This window comes from Verrucomicrobiota bacterium (assembly GCA_016871535.1).
GTDB lineage: Bacteria > Verrucomicrobiota > Verrucomicrobiia > Limisphaerales > SIBE01 > VHCZ01.
The window spans coordinates 52,984-71,174 of record VHCZ01000002.1 but is presented as its reverse complement, the minus strand read 5'-3'; the positions used below and the strand labels follow the sequence as shown (position 1 = coordinate 71,174).

At 58.8% G+C, this 18,191-nt stretch carries 18 protein-coding genes; 15 read left to right on the top strand and 3 right to left on the bottom strand.

Going from position 1 to position 18,191, the window contains the following annotated elements; genetic code table 11:
- Positions 1 to 36: 36 nt before the first annotated feature.
- Positions 37 to 465, bottom strand: a complete 429-nt coding sequence (mntR, locus tag FJ398_00690) for a transcriptional regulator MntR (protein MBM3836472.1) — start codon at positions 463 to 465, stop codon at positions 37 to 39.
- Positions 466 to 724: 259 nt separating this feature from the next.
- On the opposite strand from mntR, the gene atpB reads away from it, so the two are divergent.
- The 10 genes from atpB to FJ398_00640 all read left to right on the top strand — a co-directional run bounded on the left by atpB (position 725) and on the right by FJ398_00640 (position 9,053).
- Entirely contained in the window at positions 725 to 1,666 is a 942-nt protein-coding gene (gene atpB / locus FJ398_00685; protein ID MBM3836471.1) for a F0F1 ATP synthase subunit A, read from the top strand.
- Between the two features lie 113 nt (positions 1,667 to 1,779).
- Positions 1,780 to 2,013, top strand: coding sequence for an ATP synthase F0 subunit C (locus FJ398_00680; protein MBM3836470.1), 234 nt, complete (start codon positions 1,780 to 1,782; stop codon positions 2,011 to 2,013).
- A gap of 63 nt (positions 2,014 to 2,076) precedes the next feature.
- Positions 2,077 to 2,607, top strand: coding sequence for a F0F1 ATP synthase subunit B (gene atpF / locus FJ398_00675; protein ID MBM3836469.1), 531 nt, complete (start codon positions 2,077 to 2,079; stop codon positions 2,605 to 2,607).
- Positions 2,608 to 2,834: 227 nt separating this feature from the next.
- Positions 2,835 to 3,227 carry a F0F1 ATP synthase subunit delta gene (locus FJ398_00670; GenBank protein ID MBM3836468.1) on the top strand — a complete coding sequence of 131 codons (393 nt, stop codon included), beginning with the start codon at positions 2,835 to 2,837 and terminating at the stop codon, positions 3,225 to 3,227.
- A 140-nt stretch (positions 3,228 to 3,367) separates the two neighbouring features.
- Positions 3,368 to 4,900, top strand: a complete 1,533-nt coding sequence (locus tag FJ398_00665; GenBank protein MBM3836467.1) for a F0F1 ATP synthase subunit alpha — start codon at positions 3,368 to 3,370, stop codon at positions 4,898 to 4,900.
- Positions 4,901 to 4,903: 3 nt separating this feature from the next.
- On the top strand, positions 4,904 to 5,782 hold the full coding sequence (atpG, locus tag FJ398_00660) for an ATP synthase F1 subunit gamma (GenBank protein MBM3836466.1): 879 nt from the start codon (positions 4,904 to 4,906) through the stop codon (positions 5,780 to 5,782).
- 13 nt (positions 5,783 to 5,795) lie between these two features.
- A complete protein-coding gene (atpD, locus tag FJ398_00655; protein ID MBM3836465.1) occupies positions 5,796 to 7,205 on the top strand; it encodes a F0F1 ATP synthase subunit beta in 1,410 nt (469 codons plus the stop codon).
- Positions 7,205 to 7,618: an ATP synthase F1 subunit epsilon gene (gene atpC / locus FJ398_00650; GenBank protein ID MBM3836464.1), complete on the top strand. Its 414-nt coding sequence runs from the start codon at positions 7,205 to 7,207 to the stop codon at positions 7,616 to 7,618. The genes atpD and atpC overlap by 1 nt, the downstream gene beginning before the upstream one ends.
- Positions 7,619 to 7,682: 64 nt before the next feature.
- A complete protein-coding gene (locus tag FJ398_00645; GenBank protein ID MBM3836463.1) occupies positions 7,683 to 7,937 on the top strand; it encodes a hypothetical protein in 255 nt (84 codons plus the stop codon).
- Positions 7,938 to 8,006: 69 nt separating this feature from the next.
- Positions 8,007 to 9,053, top strand: coding sequence for a cobalamin-independent methionine synthase II family protein (locus tag FJ398_00640; protein MBM3836462.1), 1,047 nt, complete (start codon positions 8,007 to 8,009; stop codon positions 9,051 to 9,053).
- A gap of 258 nt (positions 9,054 to 9,311) precedes the next feature.
- Here FJ398_00640 and FJ398_00635 read toward each other — a convergent pair whose 3' ends face one another.
- Positions 9,312 to 9,689, bottom strand: a complete 378-nt coding sequence (locus tag FJ398_00635; GenBank protein ID MBM3836461.1) for a hypothetical protein — start codon at positions 9,687 to 9,689, stop codon at positions 9,312 to 9,314.
- 537 nt (positions 9,690 to 10,226) lie between these two features.
- Positions 10,227 to 11,387 (bottom strand): glycosyltransferase, encoded by a 1,161-nt coding sequence (locus FJ398_00630; GenBank protein MBM3836460.1) that lies wholly within the window; start codon positions 11,385 to 11,387, stop codon positions 10,227 to 10,229.
- 53 nt (positions 11,388 to 11,440) lie between these two features.
- On the opposite strand from FJ398_00630, the gene FJ398_00625 reads away from it, so the two are divergent.
- The 5 genes from FJ398_00625 (at position 11,441) to pilM (ending at position 18,191) form a co-directional block, all read left to right on the top strand.
- A complete protein-coding gene (locus tag FJ398_00625; GenBank protein MBM3836459.1) occupies positions 11,441 to 12,388 on the top strand; it encodes an exosortase/archaeosortase family protein in 948 nt (315 codons plus the stop codon).
- 210 nt (positions 12,389 to 12,598) lie between these two features.
- The gene (locus FJ398_00620; protein ID MBM3836458.1) at positions 12,599 to 13,378 is read left to right on the top strand and encodes an exosortase-associated EpsI family protein; all 780 of its coding nucleotides are present in this window, start codon (positions 12,599 to 12,601) and stop codon (positions 13,376 to 13,378) included.
- A 75-nt stretch (positions 13,379 to 13,453) separates the two neighbouring features.
- On the top strand, positions 13,454 to 14,842 hold the full coding sequence (locus tag FJ398_00615; GenBank protein ID MBM3836457.1) for a sugar transferase: 1,389 nt from the start codon (positions 13,454 to 13,456) through the stop codon (positions 14,840 to 14,842).
- A gap of 326 nt (positions 14,843 to 15,168) precedes the next feature.
- Positions 15,169 to 16,176, top strand: coding sequence for an SDR family oxidoreductase (locus FJ398_00610; protein MBM3836456.1), 1,008 nt, complete (start codon positions 15,169 to 15,171; stop codon positions 16,174 to 16,176).
- Positions 16,177 to 16,304: 128 nt separating this feature from the next.
- Positions 16,305 to 18,191, top strand: a complete 1,887-nt coding sequence (gene pilM / locus FJ398_00605) for a type IV pilus assembly protein PilM (GenBank protein ID MBM3836455.1) — start codon at positions 16,305 to 16,307, stop codon at positions 18,189 to 18,191.

Sequence of the window (18,191 nt, the reverse complement as noted above, 5' to 3'; positions counted from 1 at the left end):
ACCTTCCGCTCCGTTGCCTCTGTTTGAAGTCGGCAGTCAGGGTTTGGGCGATTTGCGCGACTTGAGGAAGAGCTTCAGCGTCTCGGGATTCTTCTCGAAGAACTCCGCCAGATCGGCCAGCACCTCGACGGTCGCCGGGCTGAGGTGATGTTCGATCCCTTCGATGTCGCGCTTTTGCGTGTCCGAGTCCAAATCCAGCAGCGAGAAGAACCGGGAGAGCGTTTCGTGGCGTTTCTGGATGTTGCAGGCGACGGTTCGCCCCTTCTCCGTGAGAATCAAGCCGCGGTATTTCTCGTAATTCAGGTAGCCCAGTTCACCCAGCTTCTGGACCATACTGGTCACGGAGGCTTGCTTGACGCGCAGCGAGGAGGCGATATCGACCACACGGGCATAGCCCTTTTCCTCGATCAGCTCGTGAATCCGTTCGAGGTAATCTTCTGCGCTTTGACTGGGAGCCGAGGCCATAGAATTGACTCGGAGAGTTAAGCACAGGTTTCTCGGTGAAGGCAAGTTCCTCGCCAGCCATTCCAGCCATTCCAGCCATTCGGTCAAATTGTCTTCCCCAGCGCAACGGAGGGTGGGCTTTTGCCAGGAGAGGGAAAGCCAAAAGAAAAAGACTTGTGGAAAATTTCAGGATCAGGCAATTTGACGTCTGCATTTCGACGAAACGGTTTGGAAGTTCTCCTGGGGCGCCGTCCCCGAGACGCAGCCTTTGCATCGTGATATGGCTTTGATGAAAACACTCCTGGCCGGGTGGCTGTGGCTGCTCGCGGCCGGTGCTGCGCTGGGCGCAGACACCGGGCACGCCGCGGGAGCAAATGCCGCTGGCGATCACGGCGAACACCATGGGCTGCCAGCCGGCGCTGTGGAGGTGGGAAATCTCCTGGGCTTGAAGGTCACCAATTCCATGGTGGTCACATGGTGCGTGGCGGTGGCAGTGATCGTTTTCGCTCAGTTCGCCACCCGAAAGATGCGCGAGGTGCCGGAAGGCCCGCAGAATTTTTGGGAGTGGCTGGTTGAAAGCCTTCACGAATTCCTCGAAGGCATTATCGGCTCGGATTTGGTGAAGCGAACATTCTGGTTTTTCGCCAGCATCTTCATTTTCATCCTTTTCTGTAATTGGCTCAGTCTGATTCCTGGTGTCGGCACGATTGGTTGGGGAACGCCGAAGGAAGGCGGGTTTCGCGTGCAAGAGCCGCTTTTGCGGGGCGCCAATGCGGATTTGAACATGACCCTGGCCATGGCGATGGTGTTCTTCGTGTGCTGGACGATCTGGGCGCTCCAGGTGAATGGGCCGGGCGGGTTCATCCTCCACCTGTTCGGGCCGAAAGGCGACACGACCGGTGCCTTGAAAGTGCTCATGATCCTGGTGTTCATCGCGGTCGGTGTGCTGGAGGTCGTCTCCATCTTGTTTCGGCCGGTGTCGCTCAGCTTTCGTCTCTACGGAAACATCTTCGCGGGGGAGAATATGCTGGAGGCCATGGCGGCGCTGATTCAGGAACCGGCCTGGCTCAAGCATCTGGCGAGCGTGGTGATCCCGATTCCTTTTTACTTTTTGGAAGTTCTCGTGGGCCTCGTGCAGGCGCTGGTGTTCATGCTGCTGACGTCCGTGTTCACGCTTTTGATTTGCACACACGAGGAAGGCCACGAAGAGGGCCATCACTAGGTTGAGGCAGGACAGAATCGATTGCGGGCAAAGCGTTGCACAAGAAACCAAACAATTTCGGCGGCCGGACCGTGACCAATCGCGGAGGCCGCTGAGCAAAGGAAAGGACAAGTATGTTAGTGCCCCTGTTGGCGCAAGTAACCGGCAACATCCACGTTGGGTTGGCGGCTCTCGGAGCCGCGATCGGCGTGGGCTTCATTGGTGCCAAGGCTTCGGAAGCGGTCGGGCGCAATCCCGGCGCCGCCACGAAGATCCTCGTGCAATCCATCCTCGCGATCGCGTTCGCGGAAGGCATCGTGTTCTTCGCGATCTTCCTGGCGACCGCCAAGTGGCCTGCCGGCCAGTAACCACTGGATCAACAGTGCGGGCGCGGAACTTCCCGTTTCGCGCCCGCCTTTGAAAATCGTTTTATGGATCCTTACTTTTTCGCGGCGGGCATCATCGCTGACACGGCCAAGCAATTCGGCGTGGATTGGCCGCACTTCATTTCCCAGGTGATCAGTTTTGGGATTGTCGCGTTTCTGCTGCACCGATTCGCGTACAAACCCATTCTGCAAGTGCTCGAAGAACGCCGGCAACGCATCGCGGAAGGATTGGCCAATGCGGAGAAAATCAGAGCCGAACTGGCCAAGACCGAGGCCGCGCGCCAGGAGGTCTTGAACCAGGCCAACCTTCAGGCCAATCGCCTGATTGAAGAGGCGCGCGCCGCCGCCGAACGGCTCCGCGAGCAAAAGAATCAGGAAACCATCGCCCAGGTGAATCAGATCCTGGCCAAGGCCAAAGAATCGAGCGAAGCGGAACTGGCTCGCATGAAAGCGGAGCTTCGCCGCGAGATGATCCGTCTGGTCGCGGAAACGACAGCCAAGGTCACCGGCAAGATTCTGACCGTGGACGATCAACGGCGCCTGGCGGAGGAAACGAACCGACAATTGGCGGCGTGAAGATTTGATATTTCAAAGTAAATCGTGAGAATGCACTCAGAATCGGGGAACACACGCGCCCGCGCGTGTATCGACCGGCGCCTCGCCGGCCGAAATGGCCGCGTCGGGAGTTCAGCAATGACGAGCTTCTCTATCGTAGAGGTGTGGACGGCGAGGGCGCCGGCCACTGCACGCGAGGCGCGTGCGCTCCCCTTCTCGAAACCAGCAGCGTTTGAGCGAAGCGAGGCATGAAGATTTCAAAACAAGCGCGCCGCGATGCCAAAGAGCTGTTCCGAAGCTGCCTGACGAACGGGTTGCTCGACGAGACCAAGGTGCAGCAGGCCGTGCAGCAAGTGATCCAGCGCAAGCCCCGCGGCTACTTCAACATCCTCTCGCACTTCCAGCGGTTGGTGAAGCTCGACGTGGCGCGGCGCACGGCTCGAGTGGAAAGCGCAGTCGCTTTGCCGGAATCCTTGCAGGCAAGCGTTCGGGCGAATCTGAATCGGATTTACGGCGCCGGGCTGAGCATCAGTTTTTCGGAACGTCCGGCGCTGATCGGCGGCATGCGCGTTCAGGTTGGGAGCGACGTGTATGACGGAAGTGTTCAGGCGCGGTTGGCGGGGTTGACCGAAGGGCTTTGAGCCAATGCTGAGTGGGTTAAATGAGTTAAAAGGTTAAATCGTTAAAATGTTGCAACATGGCATCGTAACTCCGACACTCCGACACCCCGTTACACCGGCACAGCAAACCATTGATCAATTCGAGCGGAATTTAAGCGTTTATGAGCACGTTACTGCAGGAAATTGAGAGTCAGATCTCCGGAATCAAAACGGCCGTGGGCAAACAAAACGTCGGCGTCGTCCGCGAAATCGGCGACGGCGTCGCCAAAATCGAAGGGCTGACCGGCGCGATGCTGAACGAGATGCTCGACTTCGGGCACGGCGTGACCGGCATCGCGCTGAACCTCGAAGAGACGGAAGTCGGCGCGATCATTCTCGGCGAATACACCGAGGTCAAGGAAGGCCAGGAAGTGCGGACTACCGGAAAGCTGCTGCAAGTGCCCGTGGGCAAAGGGCTGCTCGGCCGCGTCGTCAATTCGCTGGGCCAGCCGGTCGATGGCAAAGGGCCGGTCAAGAACGAGACGTCTTACCCGGTCGAAAAAATTGCCCCCGGCATCATCCGGCGGCGTTCCGTGAGCCAGCCGGTGCAGACAGGCATCATGCCGATCGACGCCATGATTCCCGTGGGCCGCGGGCAGCGCGAACTTATCATCGGCGACCGTTCGACGGGCAAAACCACCATCTGCGTGGATACGATGATCAACAACGCCCGGCTGAACAAAGCGGCCCAGGAAAAGGGCGACAAGGATTATCGCCCGCTCTACTCGATTTACGTCGCGGTGGGACAGAAGCAGTCGAATATTGCTCGCGTCATCAGCGTGCTCGAACAGGAAGGCGCGATGGATTATGCCATCGTCGTCGTGGCTTCCGCTTCGGATTCCGCGACCAACCAGTACCTCGCGCCCTTCGCCGGCGCGGCCATGGGCGAATGGTTCATGGACAACGGCATGGACGCGCTGATCATCTATGACGATCTGTCCAAGCACGCGACCGCGTATCGCCAGGTGTCGCTGGTGCTGAAGCGTCCTTCCGGACGCGAGGCGTATCCCGGCGACGTCTTCTACTTGCACAGCCGGTTGCTCGAACGCGCGGCCCGGTTGAGCGAAAAGTACGGCAACGGTTCGCTCACCGCTCTGCCGATCATTGAGACGCAACTGGGCGACGTTTCCGCTTACATCCCCACAAACGTGATTTCCATCACGGACGGCCAGATCTACCTGGAAACGGACTTGTTCTATCAGGGCATTCGGCCTGCGATTTCCGTCGGTTTGTCAGTTTCGCGCGTCGGCTCGGCCGCTCAGGTCAAAGCCATGAAACAAGTGGCGGGCCGCGTGAAGCTGGAGCTGGCTCAATTCCGCGAACTGGCGGCCTTCGCCCAGTTCGGTTCCGATCTGGACGCCCAGACCCAGGCGAAACTTGAGCGCGGCAAACGGATCGTCGAAATCTTCAAGCAGCCCCAGTACAAGCCCGTGCCGGTCGAGATCCAAGTGGTGATTCTCTGGGCCGCGCAAAATGGCCACATCGATAATGTGCCGGTCGAGAAGGTGAAAGATTGCCAGACGAAACTGACGGACTACCTGGTGAACCGCAAACCCGACTTGCTGGCGAAGATTCTCAAGGAAAAGGCGCTGAACGATGCCTTAACTGCGGAAGTGAAAGCCGCGGTGACTGAATTCAAGTCCACTTACAAATAGCTCATGGCCAGCACCCGCGATTTACGCCGCCGCATCAAGTCGATCAAGAACACGGCGCAGATCACCAAAGCCATGCAAATGGTGGCGGCGTCGAAGATGCGCAAGGCGCAGCAGGCTGCCCTGGCCGGCCGGCCCTATGCCGCGCTCATGAACAGCATGCTCTCCGAAGTGACCTTTCACGCGGGCGACTTCACGCATCCGCTGCTGGAGAGCCGCGAAATCAAGAAACGGGGCTTGCTCCTCATCAGCACCGACCGCGGCTTGTGCGGCGCGCTGAACAGCAACTTGCTGCGGGAAGCATTGAAGTTCGACAAGGACACGACCCTCTTTGTCGCCGCCGGGCGCAAGGCGGCGCAGTTCGTCGCTCGCACCAAACGGCAACTCGCGGCGGAGTTCAGCTACAAGGATACTCCGCTCTTCAGCGAAGCGCGGGCCATTTCAAAGTTTGTTCAGGAGTTATTCCTGACCGGGCAAGTGGATCACGTCGATGTGCTCTTCACGAATTTCATTTCGATCCTGTCGCAGAAGCCCGAAACGCGCTCGCTGCTGCCCGTCGCCGAGATCAAGGGCATCGTCGCCGGTGTCGAAGGCCAAGACCCGCACATCGAGCTGCTCAAGGGCGCGACGGAGTTCCTGTTTGAACCCGGCCCCGACCAGGTGCTGGGGAGTTTGCTTCCGCACTACTTGAACTTCCAGGTTTACCAGTTTCTGCTGGAAGCCAAGGCGAGCGAGCAAAGCGCCCGCATGGTGGCGATGAAGAACGCCACGGACAACGCCCAGCAACTGATCAAAGATCTGACGCTCGAATACAACAAGATGCGGCAGGCCAGCATCACGAAGGAACTCCTGGAAATCGCCACCGCACAGATGGCGCTGGGATAAAAATCTTAATCGCATGAATAAAGGCAAAATCGTTCAAGTCATCGGTCCGGTCGTGGACGTCGAGTTCGCCGGCGCTCTGCCCGCGATCTACAACGCGTTGACGGTCGAGTTCACGGTGGAAAACAAACCCAACAAACTCGTCCTCGAAGTGCAGCAACACCTCGGTGACAACTGGGTGCGCGCCGTGGCCATGTCCTCGACCGAGGGTCTCAAGCGCGGCTACGAAGTCGTGGACACCGGAAAACCCATCTCGATGCCCGTGGGCGAAGCCGTGATGGGGCGCGTGTTCAACGTCATTGGCGAACCGGTCGATGAGCGCGGTCCCGTGAACGCGGACAAACATTATCCGATTCATCGCGTCGCGCCGGCGCTGGTCGATCAAACGACTTCGCCCCAGTTGCTCGTGACGGGAATCAAAGTCATTGACTTGATCTGTCCGTTCTTGAAAGGCGGCAAAGTCGGCGCGTTCGGGGGCGCAGGCGTTGGCAAGACCGTCGTGATCATGGAACTGATCAACAACATTGCCAAACTGCACGGCGGCTATTCGGTGTTTGCCGGCGTGGGCGAGCGCACGCGCGAAGGCAATGACCTGTATCACGAAATGTCCGAAGCCGGCGTGATCAACCAGAAAGACCTCAACAAGTCCAAGATTGCGCTCGTGTATGGACAGATGAACGAGCCACCCGGCGCCCGTCTTCGGGTCGGCCTTTCCGGACTGGCCATCACGGAATATTTCCGCGACGAGAAGAATCAAGACGTGTTGCTTTTCATCGACAATATTTTCCGTTTCTCCCAGGCGGGTTCCGAGGTCTCGGCGTTGCTCGGACGCACGCCCAGCGCTGTCGGTTACCAGCCTACTCTGGCGGCGGAAATGGGCGAGTTGCAGGAACGGATCACCTCCACGAAGAAAGGCTCGATCACGTCCTTCCAGGCGATCTACGTGCCGGCTGACGATATCACGGATCCGGCGCCCGCCACGACGTTCACGCACCTGGACGCGACCATCGTGCTGGAACGTTCCATCGCCGAGCTGGGCATTTATCCGGCCGTCGATCCGCTGGCTTCGACGTCACGGGCGCTGGCTCCCGAAATTGTCGGGCAGGACCACTATGACGTGGCGCGCGGCGTGCAGCGGGTGCTCCAACGCTACAAGGACTTGCAGGACATCATCGCCATCCTGGGCATGGACGAACTTTCCCCGGATGACAAGCTGACGGTTTATCGGGCCCGCAAGATTCAAAAGTTCCTGAGCCAGCCCTTCTCCGTGGCGGAGGTGTTCACAGGCCATGCGGGAAAGCAGGTCCCAGTGGCGGACACGGTTTGTGCTTTCAAGGAGATTCTCGACGGCAAGCACGATGACGTGCCGGAGGGGAACTTCTACATGAAGGGCAAGATCGAAGAAATCCGGGAAGGCGAGAAGTAATGGCCAATACCCTCAGACTCGAAATTGTGACGCCCGAGGCAAAGACATACTCGGAGGACGTCGAGATGGTCACGCTGCCCGGCACGGAAGGCGAGATGGGCATCTATCCCTTGCACGAGCCGCTGATGACGCAGATTGTCGCCGGCGAGTTGTGCGCGCTCAAAGACGGCCAACCGCATTTCTTCGCGGTCGGAGATGGCTTCGCGGAGATCACGGGCGGACGCGTCGCGATCTTGACGGACATGGCCATCGACTCGGACAACATCGATGAAGCCAAAGCCGAGGAAGCCCGAAAGCGCGCTGAGGCTCGTCAGCAAGAAAAACTCACCGAAGAAGAAATGGCGTCGGTGACAGCCTCCTTGGCCCACTCGCTCACGCAGCTCGAAGTCAAGCGCCGCCATCGCAAATCGTAACGCCCCCCGGCCGTCGGGTTGGGGGCAGAGTTGCGTATCTGTATCGCGTGTTGCCAAGATTCCATTGCGACGGGCGGCGCGGCGTGTTCGTTCCCCTCATCTTATCCCATCCCATGAACCTGACGGTAGGGCGAGCCTGTCCGCAGCGAGCGGAGTCGGACGTGTTCCAAGCGCGTGGAGCGGCTCGCCGGGACGGACTCGCCCTACCGGCGACCGGTTCATGGGCCGAGTTCGAGGTTTTGAAACCGAGGGAGCTTCCCATGAACCGACCGCCGTCACCCGTCCCTCTTCCCATCCGATGGGGAGAGGATGTCCGTAGGACAGGAGAGGGGAATTCTCAAAAGGGCTGTGCGCGTGCGTACCGAGATCCGGTCTATGGGAGGTTCCGATGAATGCCTGCGCTCCTCCTCGCATCCTGACGACGGTCGTCGGGAGTTATCCGGTCCCCGATTGGCTCGCCGCTCTTCCCAGCCAGCAGGCGCTCGTTGATGCGACTTCGGTCGTGTTCAAGATCCAGGAACTGGCGGGAATTGACGTGGTGGCCGATGGCGAGCTTTATCGCTTCGACATCAATCATCCGGACACGAACGGGATGATCGAGTATTTTGTGCGTCCGCTGGGCGGCGTTCGGTCGCAGATTGGCCGGGAGGACATCGAAGCGTTTTCCAAAATCGCGGCGATGAAATTCCGAAGCCGGCCCGCCGCGGTGGTTGAAGGACCGATCGCGCCCGGCCCGCTCGACCTGGTCAGCGATTTCCAGCGCGCGCGCGCGCTCACGCGACGGCGCATGAAATTCACCGTCACGGGACCGCACATGCTGAGCAAGACTTTGTTGGACCGGCATTTCAAGAGTCCAGGTGAACTCGCCCTGGCGCTGGCGCGCGTGCTAGCCGCGCAGATTGCTCAGATCGACGCCGGCGTGATTCAACTGGATGAAGCGAACATCACCGGTTCGCCTGAAGACGCTGCCTGGGCCGTCCCGGCGTTGAATCACGTGTTCGATTCGATTCGCGGAGAGAAAGCGTTGCACCTGTGTTTCGGTAACTACGGCGGCCAAACGATCCAGCAGGGAAGTTGGAAGCGCTTGATTCAATTCATGAACCAGCTTCGCGTCGATCACGTCGTCCTCGAAATGGCGCGGCGCGAACCCCAAGAGATTGAATCGTTGCGAGAGCTGGATCCCCGGATTGGGATTGGGCTTGGCGTCATCGACATCAAATCCACCGTGGTGGAGAGCGCGGATACCGTGGCGCGCCGGATTGAAACAGCGGAGAAGATTCTTGGGGAAGGCCGCGTCCGGTACGTGCACCCGGACTGCGGCTTCTGGATGTTGAAACGCAGCGTCGCGGACCGGAAGATGCGGGCTCTCGTCGCGGGCCGAAACCGGTATCTCGGCTTGCCCGCCTACGCACAAGAAGAGTGGTCCGTTTCGTAAATACGCTCACGTTCGTTGCGCCCAATTTGGCCTGGGGCAAGGCGCGACGAGCGAGCATCCCCCGCCAGTGGGGCTGTGACCGAGGAGCAACGCAGCCCCAGGCAAAATTGGGCGCAACCCGAAGGGCGGCAGTTCTTTTTCGCCAGACTTCGTTGCTTGCTCCTTACAGATCCACTTCGGGATATGCTCGTCGCTCGCGCCTCGTCTGGCCGAAAAATCCCTTGCCGCGAACGTGAGCGTATTTATGAAATGGACCACTTAGCCTGCATCCCAGTTGTGGATCGCTTCAACCAACCGCTCGCTTCGCTGGAGCACGCGGCGTTGCTTGTCCAACCGCTGGCCGGCCTCACGCGCTTTTTCGAGAAATAGCTCCGGCAAGACCAGCAACGGGTAGGGAGTCGTCCAGGCCAGCGCCGCGGCTTCGCGGGCGGCTTGATCAATTCGGCCGCGGATAAACCGGCTGTTCGACTCGCCCAGCGTGGCCTCCACCAGGCGGCTCTGGAGTTCGTCGAACTTGATCCGGACGGTTTCCGGAGGCACCGCGCCGGGCACGGGTGAGAGTTCAAACTCCACCTCCGGCGCGAACCGGGCGGATAACTGTTGCTGGCGGTCCGTGTTTCTCTGCGTTGTTTTCATAAATTCACGAGTTAGTTAGACGGGTTCCAAAAACAAAAAACCCACGATTGCCTGGCAATCGTGGGTTGGTGAAAGTTCTGGTTATCTGGTCAGAATCCTCCCCCCACGTTGCCGGGGACGACGTGCCCGCGCTTCCAGGCAATCGGCATCGCCGTCGCGCAGGATTGGCCCAGGCACTGGTTGGACATTGCTTTGTTCATTCTGGCGCGGGGAAGAAACACGAAGAACGCGGTTTTGTCAAAAAGTTTTTGGATTGGTCAAAGCAAAGATCTCGGGGTTGGTTGAAAGAACGACCACCCCTTCAGCGAATACCTCCACAGACCGTTTGAGTATAAGCGCGGCACAGCGAGAATCATGGCCGATTTCTACGAGCGTTACCACGCAACGCGCCGCAAGCCCTGGCTGACGTGCAGCGCGATTGGCTGGTGAAGCTGCGGAAGGCCCATAATCTGCAGACCGCCGTAACCCTGGCCGGCCCATTCATCCTCAGTTCGCAAGGACAGCCGTGAGATGAGGCCAACCACAAGCTCAAACTAACTACCTGAGCGCAGGGAGGATTTCCCTGTAAAGCCGTTCGAGCCGCTGGACCATGCCCTCCAATGAAAAAGTCTGGCCGATTCGTTCCGGACCAGCCTGGGCCATGCGCGAACGCAAGGCAGGGTCGCGGATGAGCAACTCGATCTTCTCGGCCAACGCTTGCGGATCGGACGGCGGGATGAGGAATCCGGTGACTCCGTCTGCGACCTGATCGAGGGAGCCGCCGATCGCGGTGGCAATCACCGGGACGCCCATGGACATCGCTTCCATGACCACGCCACCGAAGGGTTCAGGTTGCGCGGACGGCAGGACGAACACATCCATCGCCGCATAGGCGAGGCGGGTATCCTCCAACTCGCCGGTCAGCACGACGGACGACTCCAGTTTCAACTCCTGAATCAACCCGCGCAATCGATGGAGATGGTCTTCATTGCCCGGGAAGGGCGCTCCGACGAGTACATATTTGGCGCGAAGGCCCTTCGCTTCCAGAAGAGCTGCCGCTTGCACGAGAATCTCCTGGCCTTTGCGGACCCATTTGATGCGGCCCACGCAGCCGACGACGAATTCGTTGCCCAGATTGAATTGGTCTCGGAAAGCTCGCGCCAGCTTGGCCTTGGGCACAGCGAATTCTTCCAGAGAAAAGCCGTTGTGGATCACCTCGACTTTGGGGCTGGCCTGGAATTGCTCGGCGACAGCGCGCGAAACGGCCAGAACCCGGCTGGATGCGCCCGTGATGTAGCGAGAATAAAGCCACCAAACGCTTCTGAACTCCTGAAACCAGTCGCGGATATGCCAGACATGGGGAACACCGGCCAGTTTCGCGGCCAGACCAGAAGTGAGGATGACGCCGGTGTTCGTGTGCACGAGGTCGATTCGCTTCGCTCGGATCAGCCGCCAGATGAACAGAACCGAGAGTGGCAGTCCGGCGAGGAAAGGAATGACGCGCCACGAATGAAACACCGGTCGTGTGATGACGCTCACAGGGCCCAGGACCACTTCGATGTTCAGGGCTTCGAGCTTGGAGCGCAACGGCCCGTCTTCGGCGAGGAGAACCAGAGGTTGAAATTGGTCCCGCGGCAACTGAGCGAGCAGGCGAAGCAGCGAGCGGCTCGCGCCGTAGGCGTCGGCGTTATGGTGGACGTAAAGAATCCGGATCGGCATTGCTTTGATTGAATCAAATCTGCAAACTGGTGTCAGATTTGTTTAGTCGCCCTATGGCCGAAGTGAAGACGCAACCCAAGAACGCCCTGGAAACGTTTCGAGAGGAGTTCCCTCACGTCTGGCGGCAGTTGCCGGACAAGACTCTGTTCCTCGCGCTCCTGGCCGTGTGGTGCGCGCTGTTTCATTGGCGGGGCAATGCGATGTTTGGCTGGGTGGACACGCCGTCGCTTTTTGGGTGGATGTACTGGGCGTTCACGACCTGGCCGGATGACGGGCATTGCTCGCTGATTCCGTTTGTGGTGCTCGGCTTGCTGTGGTGGAAACGGGAGGAACTGTTGAAGGTTCCCAAAGGCATCTGGTGGCCGGCTCTGGGTTTCGTCGTGCTCGGGCTGCTGCTGCACATCGCGGGCTACATGATCCAGCAATCACGCGTTTCAATCGTGGGCTTCTTCACCGGGCTATTCGGTTTGACGGGATTAGTTTGGGGCAAGCATTGGCTGCGGGCCACAGTTTTTCCGATGATCCTTTTCGTTTTTTGCGTGCCGATGGGAACGATGAGCGACGCGATCACGTTCCCCTTGAGAATGCTCGTGACAACGGTTTCGGTGGGGTTCTCGAATACTGTCCTGGGCATTCCGGTGTCTCACGTTGGCTCACAAATAGTCGGAGCGGGCGGCTTCCAATACGATGTGGCGCCGGCGTGCAGCGGAATCCGAAGCCTGATCGCGCTGCTGGCGATGACGACCATTTACGGATTCATCAGCTTCCGGCCCGCGTGGAAGCGGATGCTCATGGTGCTCGTGGCTGCGCCGCTGGCCGTGATCGGGAACGTGGTGCGCATCACCGGGGTGATCGTGACGGGAGATGCGTTCGGGCAAAACGCCGGGGCGTTGGTGGAACAGAAGCTTGGATTTGTGACGTTCGTGGTGGCCATTGCGTGCGTGCTGGCGCTCGGCCATTTTCTACGGGACCAGGAGGCGCAAGGCCCCGCCGTTGCTTAGCGTATCTATGCACTCGAAATCGGGGAGCACACGCGCCCTCGCGTGTTCTGACCGGCGCCTCGCCGGTCTGAAGGGAGGCGCCAGACGGCCACTGAATGGTGATTGGTTCGATGGCACCTTTGTGGTCGGCGAGGGCGCCGACCACGGCACGCGAGGGCGCGTGCGCTCCCCGTCGAAACTGAATAGATACGGCTTAGAGATGTGGAAGTTATGAAACGACAACAGTGGCTTGTGTTTTTGACCGTGCTTCTGCTGGTGGGAGGTTCCGGCGCATTCCTGAACAAGCTTCAAGCCAGCTATCGTTTGAGCCAGCCGGGGCTGAAAATGGTGGATGAACCTATCTATGTCACGGACGGTGTTGCCGAATGGTTGGTTTGCACCAACACGATTGATTTGCCGGAGCGCGTTCTGGACTACATGTCCGAACCGCTGGAAGTGACGTTTGAAGAGTGGGATTACTTGCCTATCGACACGACGTACGGCCGGCGCCGCTACAAGGCCAGGAACGGGTCCTGGATCGACATCAGCATCGTCTTGATGGGCCGCGATCGAACGAGCATTCACAAACCAGAGATTTGCCTTTCGGGGCAAGGCTGGAAGATTGAGAGCTCGGAGTTGAAGACAATGCGAATTCCGAAACCTGCCCCCTACGATCTTCCGGTCCTGAGATTGACTGCGGGAAAATCCGTTGAATTCAGGGACGGGAGGATTGAGCAGTACCGCGCGTTGTTCGTTTACTGGTTCGTTTCCGACCGGCGCATCACGGCGCGGCACGACGAACGGATGTGGTGGATGACGAAGGACCTGCTGACGACCGGCGTGCTCTCCCGGTGGGCTTACATTGCCTATTTCACGATTTGCCGGCCCGGGGAGGAAGAAGCCGCTTTTGAGCAAATGAAAAAATTCATGGCCGCGTCTGTTCCCGAATTCCAATTGGTGCATGGCGCCGGTGAATCTTCACTGCACGCAGAGACTCGCGACCAGCCGTAACGCGCTGACGAAGGTGCCGAACGCCATTATTGTGTTTACTTAAGCCAGGATTCTCCGCTCAATAGCCCGGTTCACATGCTACGCCGACAGCGTCAGATTCGCACTCAATTCCAGAAAGTGGTGGACGCGTTATTGTTTGCGGTGAGTTTCTGGCTGGCGCACGTCATCCGCTCCAATAATCCCACGCTGGCCACGTTTGGCGGCACGCCGGAAATCAAGGAATTCTGGGACTACCTCTGGCTGGTCGTGGTGATCATGCTGGTGACTCCGTTTTTGCTGGAGATTCAAGGATTCTACAACCGGCCCTTGATCCCATCGCGCCGCCGGATCGTCTGGCAGCTTTTCAAGGCGTGCACGCTGGCGGTGATCGCGGTGATCTCATTCATGTACCTGACGAAGGAGGAACTGGCGCGCTGGGTGCCTCTTTTGTTTGGAGGCATCAGTTTCTGTTTGATCCTCGCCAAGGAAGAATTGGTGCGCCGCGAGATGGAAGCCAAAGCCGCGCGCGCGAAATTCAAGAAGCGTTTTATTCTGGTGGGAACGCTGGAGGACACCGTGCGTCTGAAGACGCAGCTCGCGGCGACGGACGGAATCGAAGTGGTCAATCAACTCAATCTGAATGAAACGAAGATCGAACGGCTGGTCGATCTGTTGCACGAGCACTCGGCCAACGGCGTGATCCTGAGCGCCAAACACACGTTCTTCGGCCAGGTCGAGAAAGCGATTCAAGCTTGCGAGTTGGAGGGCGTGGAAGCCTGGCTTTTGGCGGACTTTTTCAACACGCAACTCTCGCAGACGCTCCTGGATGATCTCCATGGCCGTCCGATGTTGATTTTCCGATCGACGCCGGAGCATTCGTGGCAGGCGCTGGTGAAGGAAGCGTTCGACGTGGTCGCAGCCTTCGTCCTGTTGATGTTCCTGTTGCCGCTCTTTTTGGCCGCCGTTGCGCTGATCAAGCTGAGTTCGCCCGGTCCGGTTTTGTTTCGCCAGCAGCGGAGCGGATTGAACGGCCGGCCTTTCACCATGTTGAAATTCCGTTCCATGGTGAGCGACGCCGAACAGCGGCGGCATGAACTGGAGGCGTTGAATGAAATGGACGGCCCCGTATTCAAGGTGACGGACGATCCGCGGGTCACGCCGATCGGTCGATTCCTCCGCCGTCACAGCGTCGATGAGTTGCCGCAACTCATCAATGTGCTGCGGGGTGAAATGAGTCTGGTGGGGCCACGGCCGTTGCCGGTCGATGAAGTGCGGCGGTTCGATGACCTCGCGCATCGGCGGCGATTGAGCGTCAAGCCGGGCATGACGTGCCTCTGGCAAGTCAGCGGGCGCAACAACGTCAAGGATTTCAAAGATTGGGTGCGCCTGGACCTGGAGTACATAGACAACTGGTCGCTCTGGCTCGATTTCAAGATTCTGGTCCGGACCATTCCGGTTGTCTTTTCCGGGACGGGAGCGAAGTAGCCGGCCCATCATCAACCCGGCACGACGCGTTGCGGAGGCGCAACCTAAGCCGTTAAATCGTTAAAGCGGTTCGACTGGGTCGCCCCTGGCGAGCGATGTCCGCTGTTCTACAGGAGGGCGCGAGCCGTGTTTGGGGTGAGAACCCTACTCCCGCGATGCGCCCCAACGTGCCACGGTAGAAATGGCGCACTTCGCCAGAAACTCATCGATTCGACAGGCGCGTCACACGTAAACGTAATCCGTAAAACGTAAGGGTAATGCGTAGCGCAGCGCGTGACTCGCCACTGGCAACTGACAACTGATAACTGACCCCTGACCCCTGACACATGACCCGACCGAATCTCCGCCGGACCCGCCAGAACCAGCCCGTTTCCGTGGTAACGGGAGGGGCGGGGTTTCTGGGATCGCACCTCACCGATTTGCTCATCGCCCGCGGCCACAAAGTTGTGGTGATCGACAACCTGATCACAGGATCGATCGACAACATCGCGCACCTGGGCGGGAACCCGAGCTTCAAGTTCATCCAGCAAGACGTGACGGAGTTCATCTTTCTGGGCATGCCGGTCGATTACGTGTGGCACTTTGCTTCGCCTGCCAGCCCGGTGGATTATCTCGAATTGCCGATCCAGACGCTCAAAGTCGGATCGCTCGGCACGCACAAGGCGCTCGGACTGGCCAAGCACAAGGGCGCCCGCTTCCTGCTCGCATCCACGTCGGAAATCTACGGCGATCCGCTGGTTCACCCGCAGACCGAAGATTATTGGGGGAACGTGAACCCGATCGGTCCCCGCGGTTGTTACGACGAGGCCAAGCGATTCGCCGAAGCGCTGACCGTGGCCTACCGCAACGAGCATCACCTGGACACGCGGATTGTGCGGATTTTCAACACGTATGGTCCGCGCATGCGGATGAACGATGGCCGCGTCGTCCCGGCCTTTGTCAGCCAGGCGTTGAAGAACAAACCGTTGACCGTTTTTGGCCGGGGAGCACAGACGCGGAGCTTTTGTTACTGCGCCGATCTGATCGAGGGAGTTTACCGGCTGATGATGAGTTCTGCGAGCGACCCGATGAACATCGGCAATCCGAACGAAATGACGGTGCTGGAATTCGCTCAGGAAATCATCCGCGCCACGCGGTCGAAAAGCCGAATCGTTTTCAAACCGCTGCCGCAAGATGATCCGAAGCAGCGGCGTCCGAACATCGATCGCGCGCGGCGGTTGCTGGGATGGGAACCGCGCGTCCCGCTGGCGAAAGGGCTGGAGCAAACGATTGCGTACTTCCGGCACAAGCTGTTCGGTCTGCGAGGCCATGCGCGCCGCGAGAAATCCGCATGAATTCGATTTTTAGGTTTGACCCTGCCGTGGATTTTCAGTAACCAGCACGCCTAATTTCTCCGATTGCGCTGGACTTTGGTCCAGCCCGACGTAGAACGATTTTGCAAATTTGGTGTCAGTATAGATAAATGCTTAACACAAAATCATTCCTCGGCGTTGACTTTGGAGCCGGCACTCTGAAGGTGGCGGAATTCGAGTTGGACGAAGGCGGCAATCTGGTCCTCAAACAATACGGAATCCGGGCCCTGGGTTTGGAGGGATCTCAAGACGCCGCGCGCGAGAATGTTCTGCGGAAAGCGGTTCAGGATCTGTTCGCAGAACGCGGGTTCGGTTCCCGCAGGACCAACGTTTGCGCGCCGGGTTTTCACGTTTTTTCCAAGTTCGTCAAACTGCCGCCGGTCGATACCTCCAAGGTCACGCAGATCATTCAGTACGAAGCGCAGCAAAACGTCCCGTTTCCTCTGGAGGAAGTCGTCTGGGACTACCAGATTCTCGGCGGCACGCCCACGGGCGAACTCGAAGTGCTGCTGGTCGCGATCAAGGCGGACATCGTGGAAGGGTTGTTCCGCACGGCTGAGGCCACAGGGCTTCGTCTGCAACTGGTCGATGTTTCTCCCGCGGCGCTGTGCAATGCCTTTCGGTACAATTATGGCGATCTCGAAGGTTGCACGATGCTCCTGGACATCGGAGCCAAGACAAGCAACCTGCTCTTCTTTGAGAAGGGCAAAGTTTATTCCCGCGGCATCAATATTGGCGCGAATTCCATCACGCAGGAGTTTGCCGCCGAGTCCAAACTTCGCTTCCCTGAAGCGGAGAAAACCAAGATCGCCGAAGGATTCGTGAGTTTGGGCGGAGCGTACGAGGAACCGGAGAATCCGCACCAGGCCGCGATCTCGAAGATCGCGCGGCAAGTCATGACGCGGCTGCACATCCAGGTCAACCAGACGATCCAGTTTTATCGCGGCCAGCAGGGAGGTTCCGCACCCCAGCGCCTCTTCCTGGCCGGCGGAGCGTCGATCATGCCCTACACGGCGCAATTCTTCGCTGAGAAGCTCAATGTCCCCGTGGAGTACTTCAACCCGTTCCGCAACATCCAGATTAATCCGGAGATCAATCTGGAGGAACTGGCCCGCGTGGCCCATTCCTTCGGCGAAGTCGTCGGCCTGGGCTTGCGGAACGCCGCGCAGTGCCCAGTGGAACTGAATTTGGTGCCGAAGAGCATTCTCAAGCGTCAGCAACTCGACCAGAAGAAGCCATACTTCATCGCATCCTTCTTTGGCTTGATCGTCGCTATTCTTGCGTATGGCTGGTTCTTTGACCGTGTTGCCGCTGTAAAGAGGGCGTCACTTGAGGAAATCCAACAAGAGCTGATGCCGCTCAAGCAGAAGGAGACGGACCTGGTTGCGCAGGAGAATGTCATCAGGCGAACCAAAGAGGAAATCGAAGCGTTCACCGGCTGGCTGAAGCAGCGATTTTACTGGCCCGATCTTCTAACGGAACTCCGTAGCATTCTGATTTCGGTTGAAAAGGAGCGCACTCGCGGCCAGGACGTGGGGATCTGGATCGAAAGGTTTGCGACCAATGCGCCAGGCACCACGCTGGCAACGTCTCAAGCCTCAGAAGAGGGCGATTCCAGGAGTTATCTTTTCAAGATGGATCCCAAACTTCTGGAGCGTTACGGACTGATCCGTCCCGGCATGTTGCGGCCCTCCTCCGAGCAACCGGCGGAGTCAACCGAGGGCGCGCCGGCTGAAGGTGGGGATGGAACAACGACCAAAAGCACCAACCAGGTGGGGATTGTTTACGTGACATTCCGGGCCGTAGATTTGACGCGCGGCGGCAATCCGGCGGCCAATGGCGATGTCATCTTCGCCGTGGAGAATGCCATTCAGGGCAGTTCGCTCCTGGACAAAGAGGGGACGAAGCTGCACGGGGACAAATCCGACGTTGATGATACGACGTCCACGTTCACATTCGGCATGACGCTCAAGTTGAAACAGCCGATCAAAGATTAA

Excerpts from the sequence above, each read along its gene's own strand:
- mntR (MBM3836472.1), bottom strand. The coding sequence starts at position 465 with ATGGCCTCGGCTCCCAGTCAAAGCGCAGAAGATTACCTCGAACGGATT.
- atpB (MBM3836471.1), top strand. The coding sequence starts at position 725 with ATGGCTTTGATGAAAACACTCCTGGCCGGGTGGCTGTGGCTGCTCGCG.
- FJ398_00680 (MBM3836470.1), top strand. The coding sequence starts at position 1,780 with ATGTTAGTGCCCCTGTTGGCGCAAGTAACCGGCAACATCCACGTTGGG.
- atpF (MBM3836469.1), top strand. The coding sequence starts at position 2,077 with ATGGATCCTTACTTTTTCGCGGCGGGCATCATCGCTGACACGGCCAAG.
- FJ398_00670 (MBM3836468.1), top strand. The coding sequence starts at position 2,835 with ATGAAGATTTCAAAACAAGCGCGCCGCGATGCCAAAGAGCTGTTCCGA.
- FJ398_00665 (MBM3836467.1), top strand. The coding sequence starts at position 3,368 with ATGAGCACGTTACTGCAGGAAATTGAGAGTCAGATCTCCGGAATCAAA.
- atpG (MBM3836466.1), top strand. The coding sequence starts at position 4,904 with ATGGCCAGCACCCGCGATTTACGCCGCCGCATCAAGTCGATCAAGAAC.
- atpD (MBM3836465.1), top strand. The coding sequence starts at position 5,796 with ATGAATAAAGGCAAAATCGTTCAAGTCATCGGTCCGGTCGTGGACGTC.
- atpC (MBM3836464.1), top strand. The coding sequence starts at position 7,205 with ATGGCCAATACCCTCAGACTCGAAATTGTGACGCCCGAGGCAAAGACA.
- FJ398_00640 (MBM3836462.1), top strand. The coding sequence starts at position 8,007 with ATGAATGCCTGCGCTCCTCCTCGCATCCTGACGACGGTCGTCGGGAGT.
- FJ398_00635 (MBM3836461.1), bottom strand. The coding sequence starts at position 9,689 with ATGAAAACAACGCAGAGAAACACGGACCGCCAGCAACAGTTATCCGCC.
- FJ398_00630 (MBM3836460.1), bottom strand. The coding sequence starts at position 11,387 with ATGCCGATCCGGATTCTTTACGTCCACCATAACGCCGACGCCTACGGC.
- FJ398_00625 (MBM3836459.1), top strand. The coding sequence starts at position 11,441 with ATGGCCGAAGTGAAGACGCAACCCAAGAACGCCCTGGAAACGTTTCGA.
- FJ398_00620 (MBM3836458.1), top strand. The coding sequence starts at position 12,599 with ATGAAACGACAACAGTGGCTTGTGTTTTTGACCGTGCTTCTGCTGGTG.
- FJ398_00615 (MBM3836457.1), top strand. The coding sequence starts at position 13,454 with ATGCTACGCCGACAGCGTCAGATTCGCACTCAATTCCAGAAAGTGGTG.
- FJ398_00610 (MBM3836456.1), top strand. The coding sequence starts at position 15,169 with ATGACCCGACCGAATCTCCGCCGGACCCGCCAGAACCAGCCCGTTTCC.
- pilM (MBM3836455.1), top strand. The coding sequence starts at position 16,305 with ATGCTTAACACAAAATCATTCCTCGGCGTTGACTTTGGAGCCGGCACT.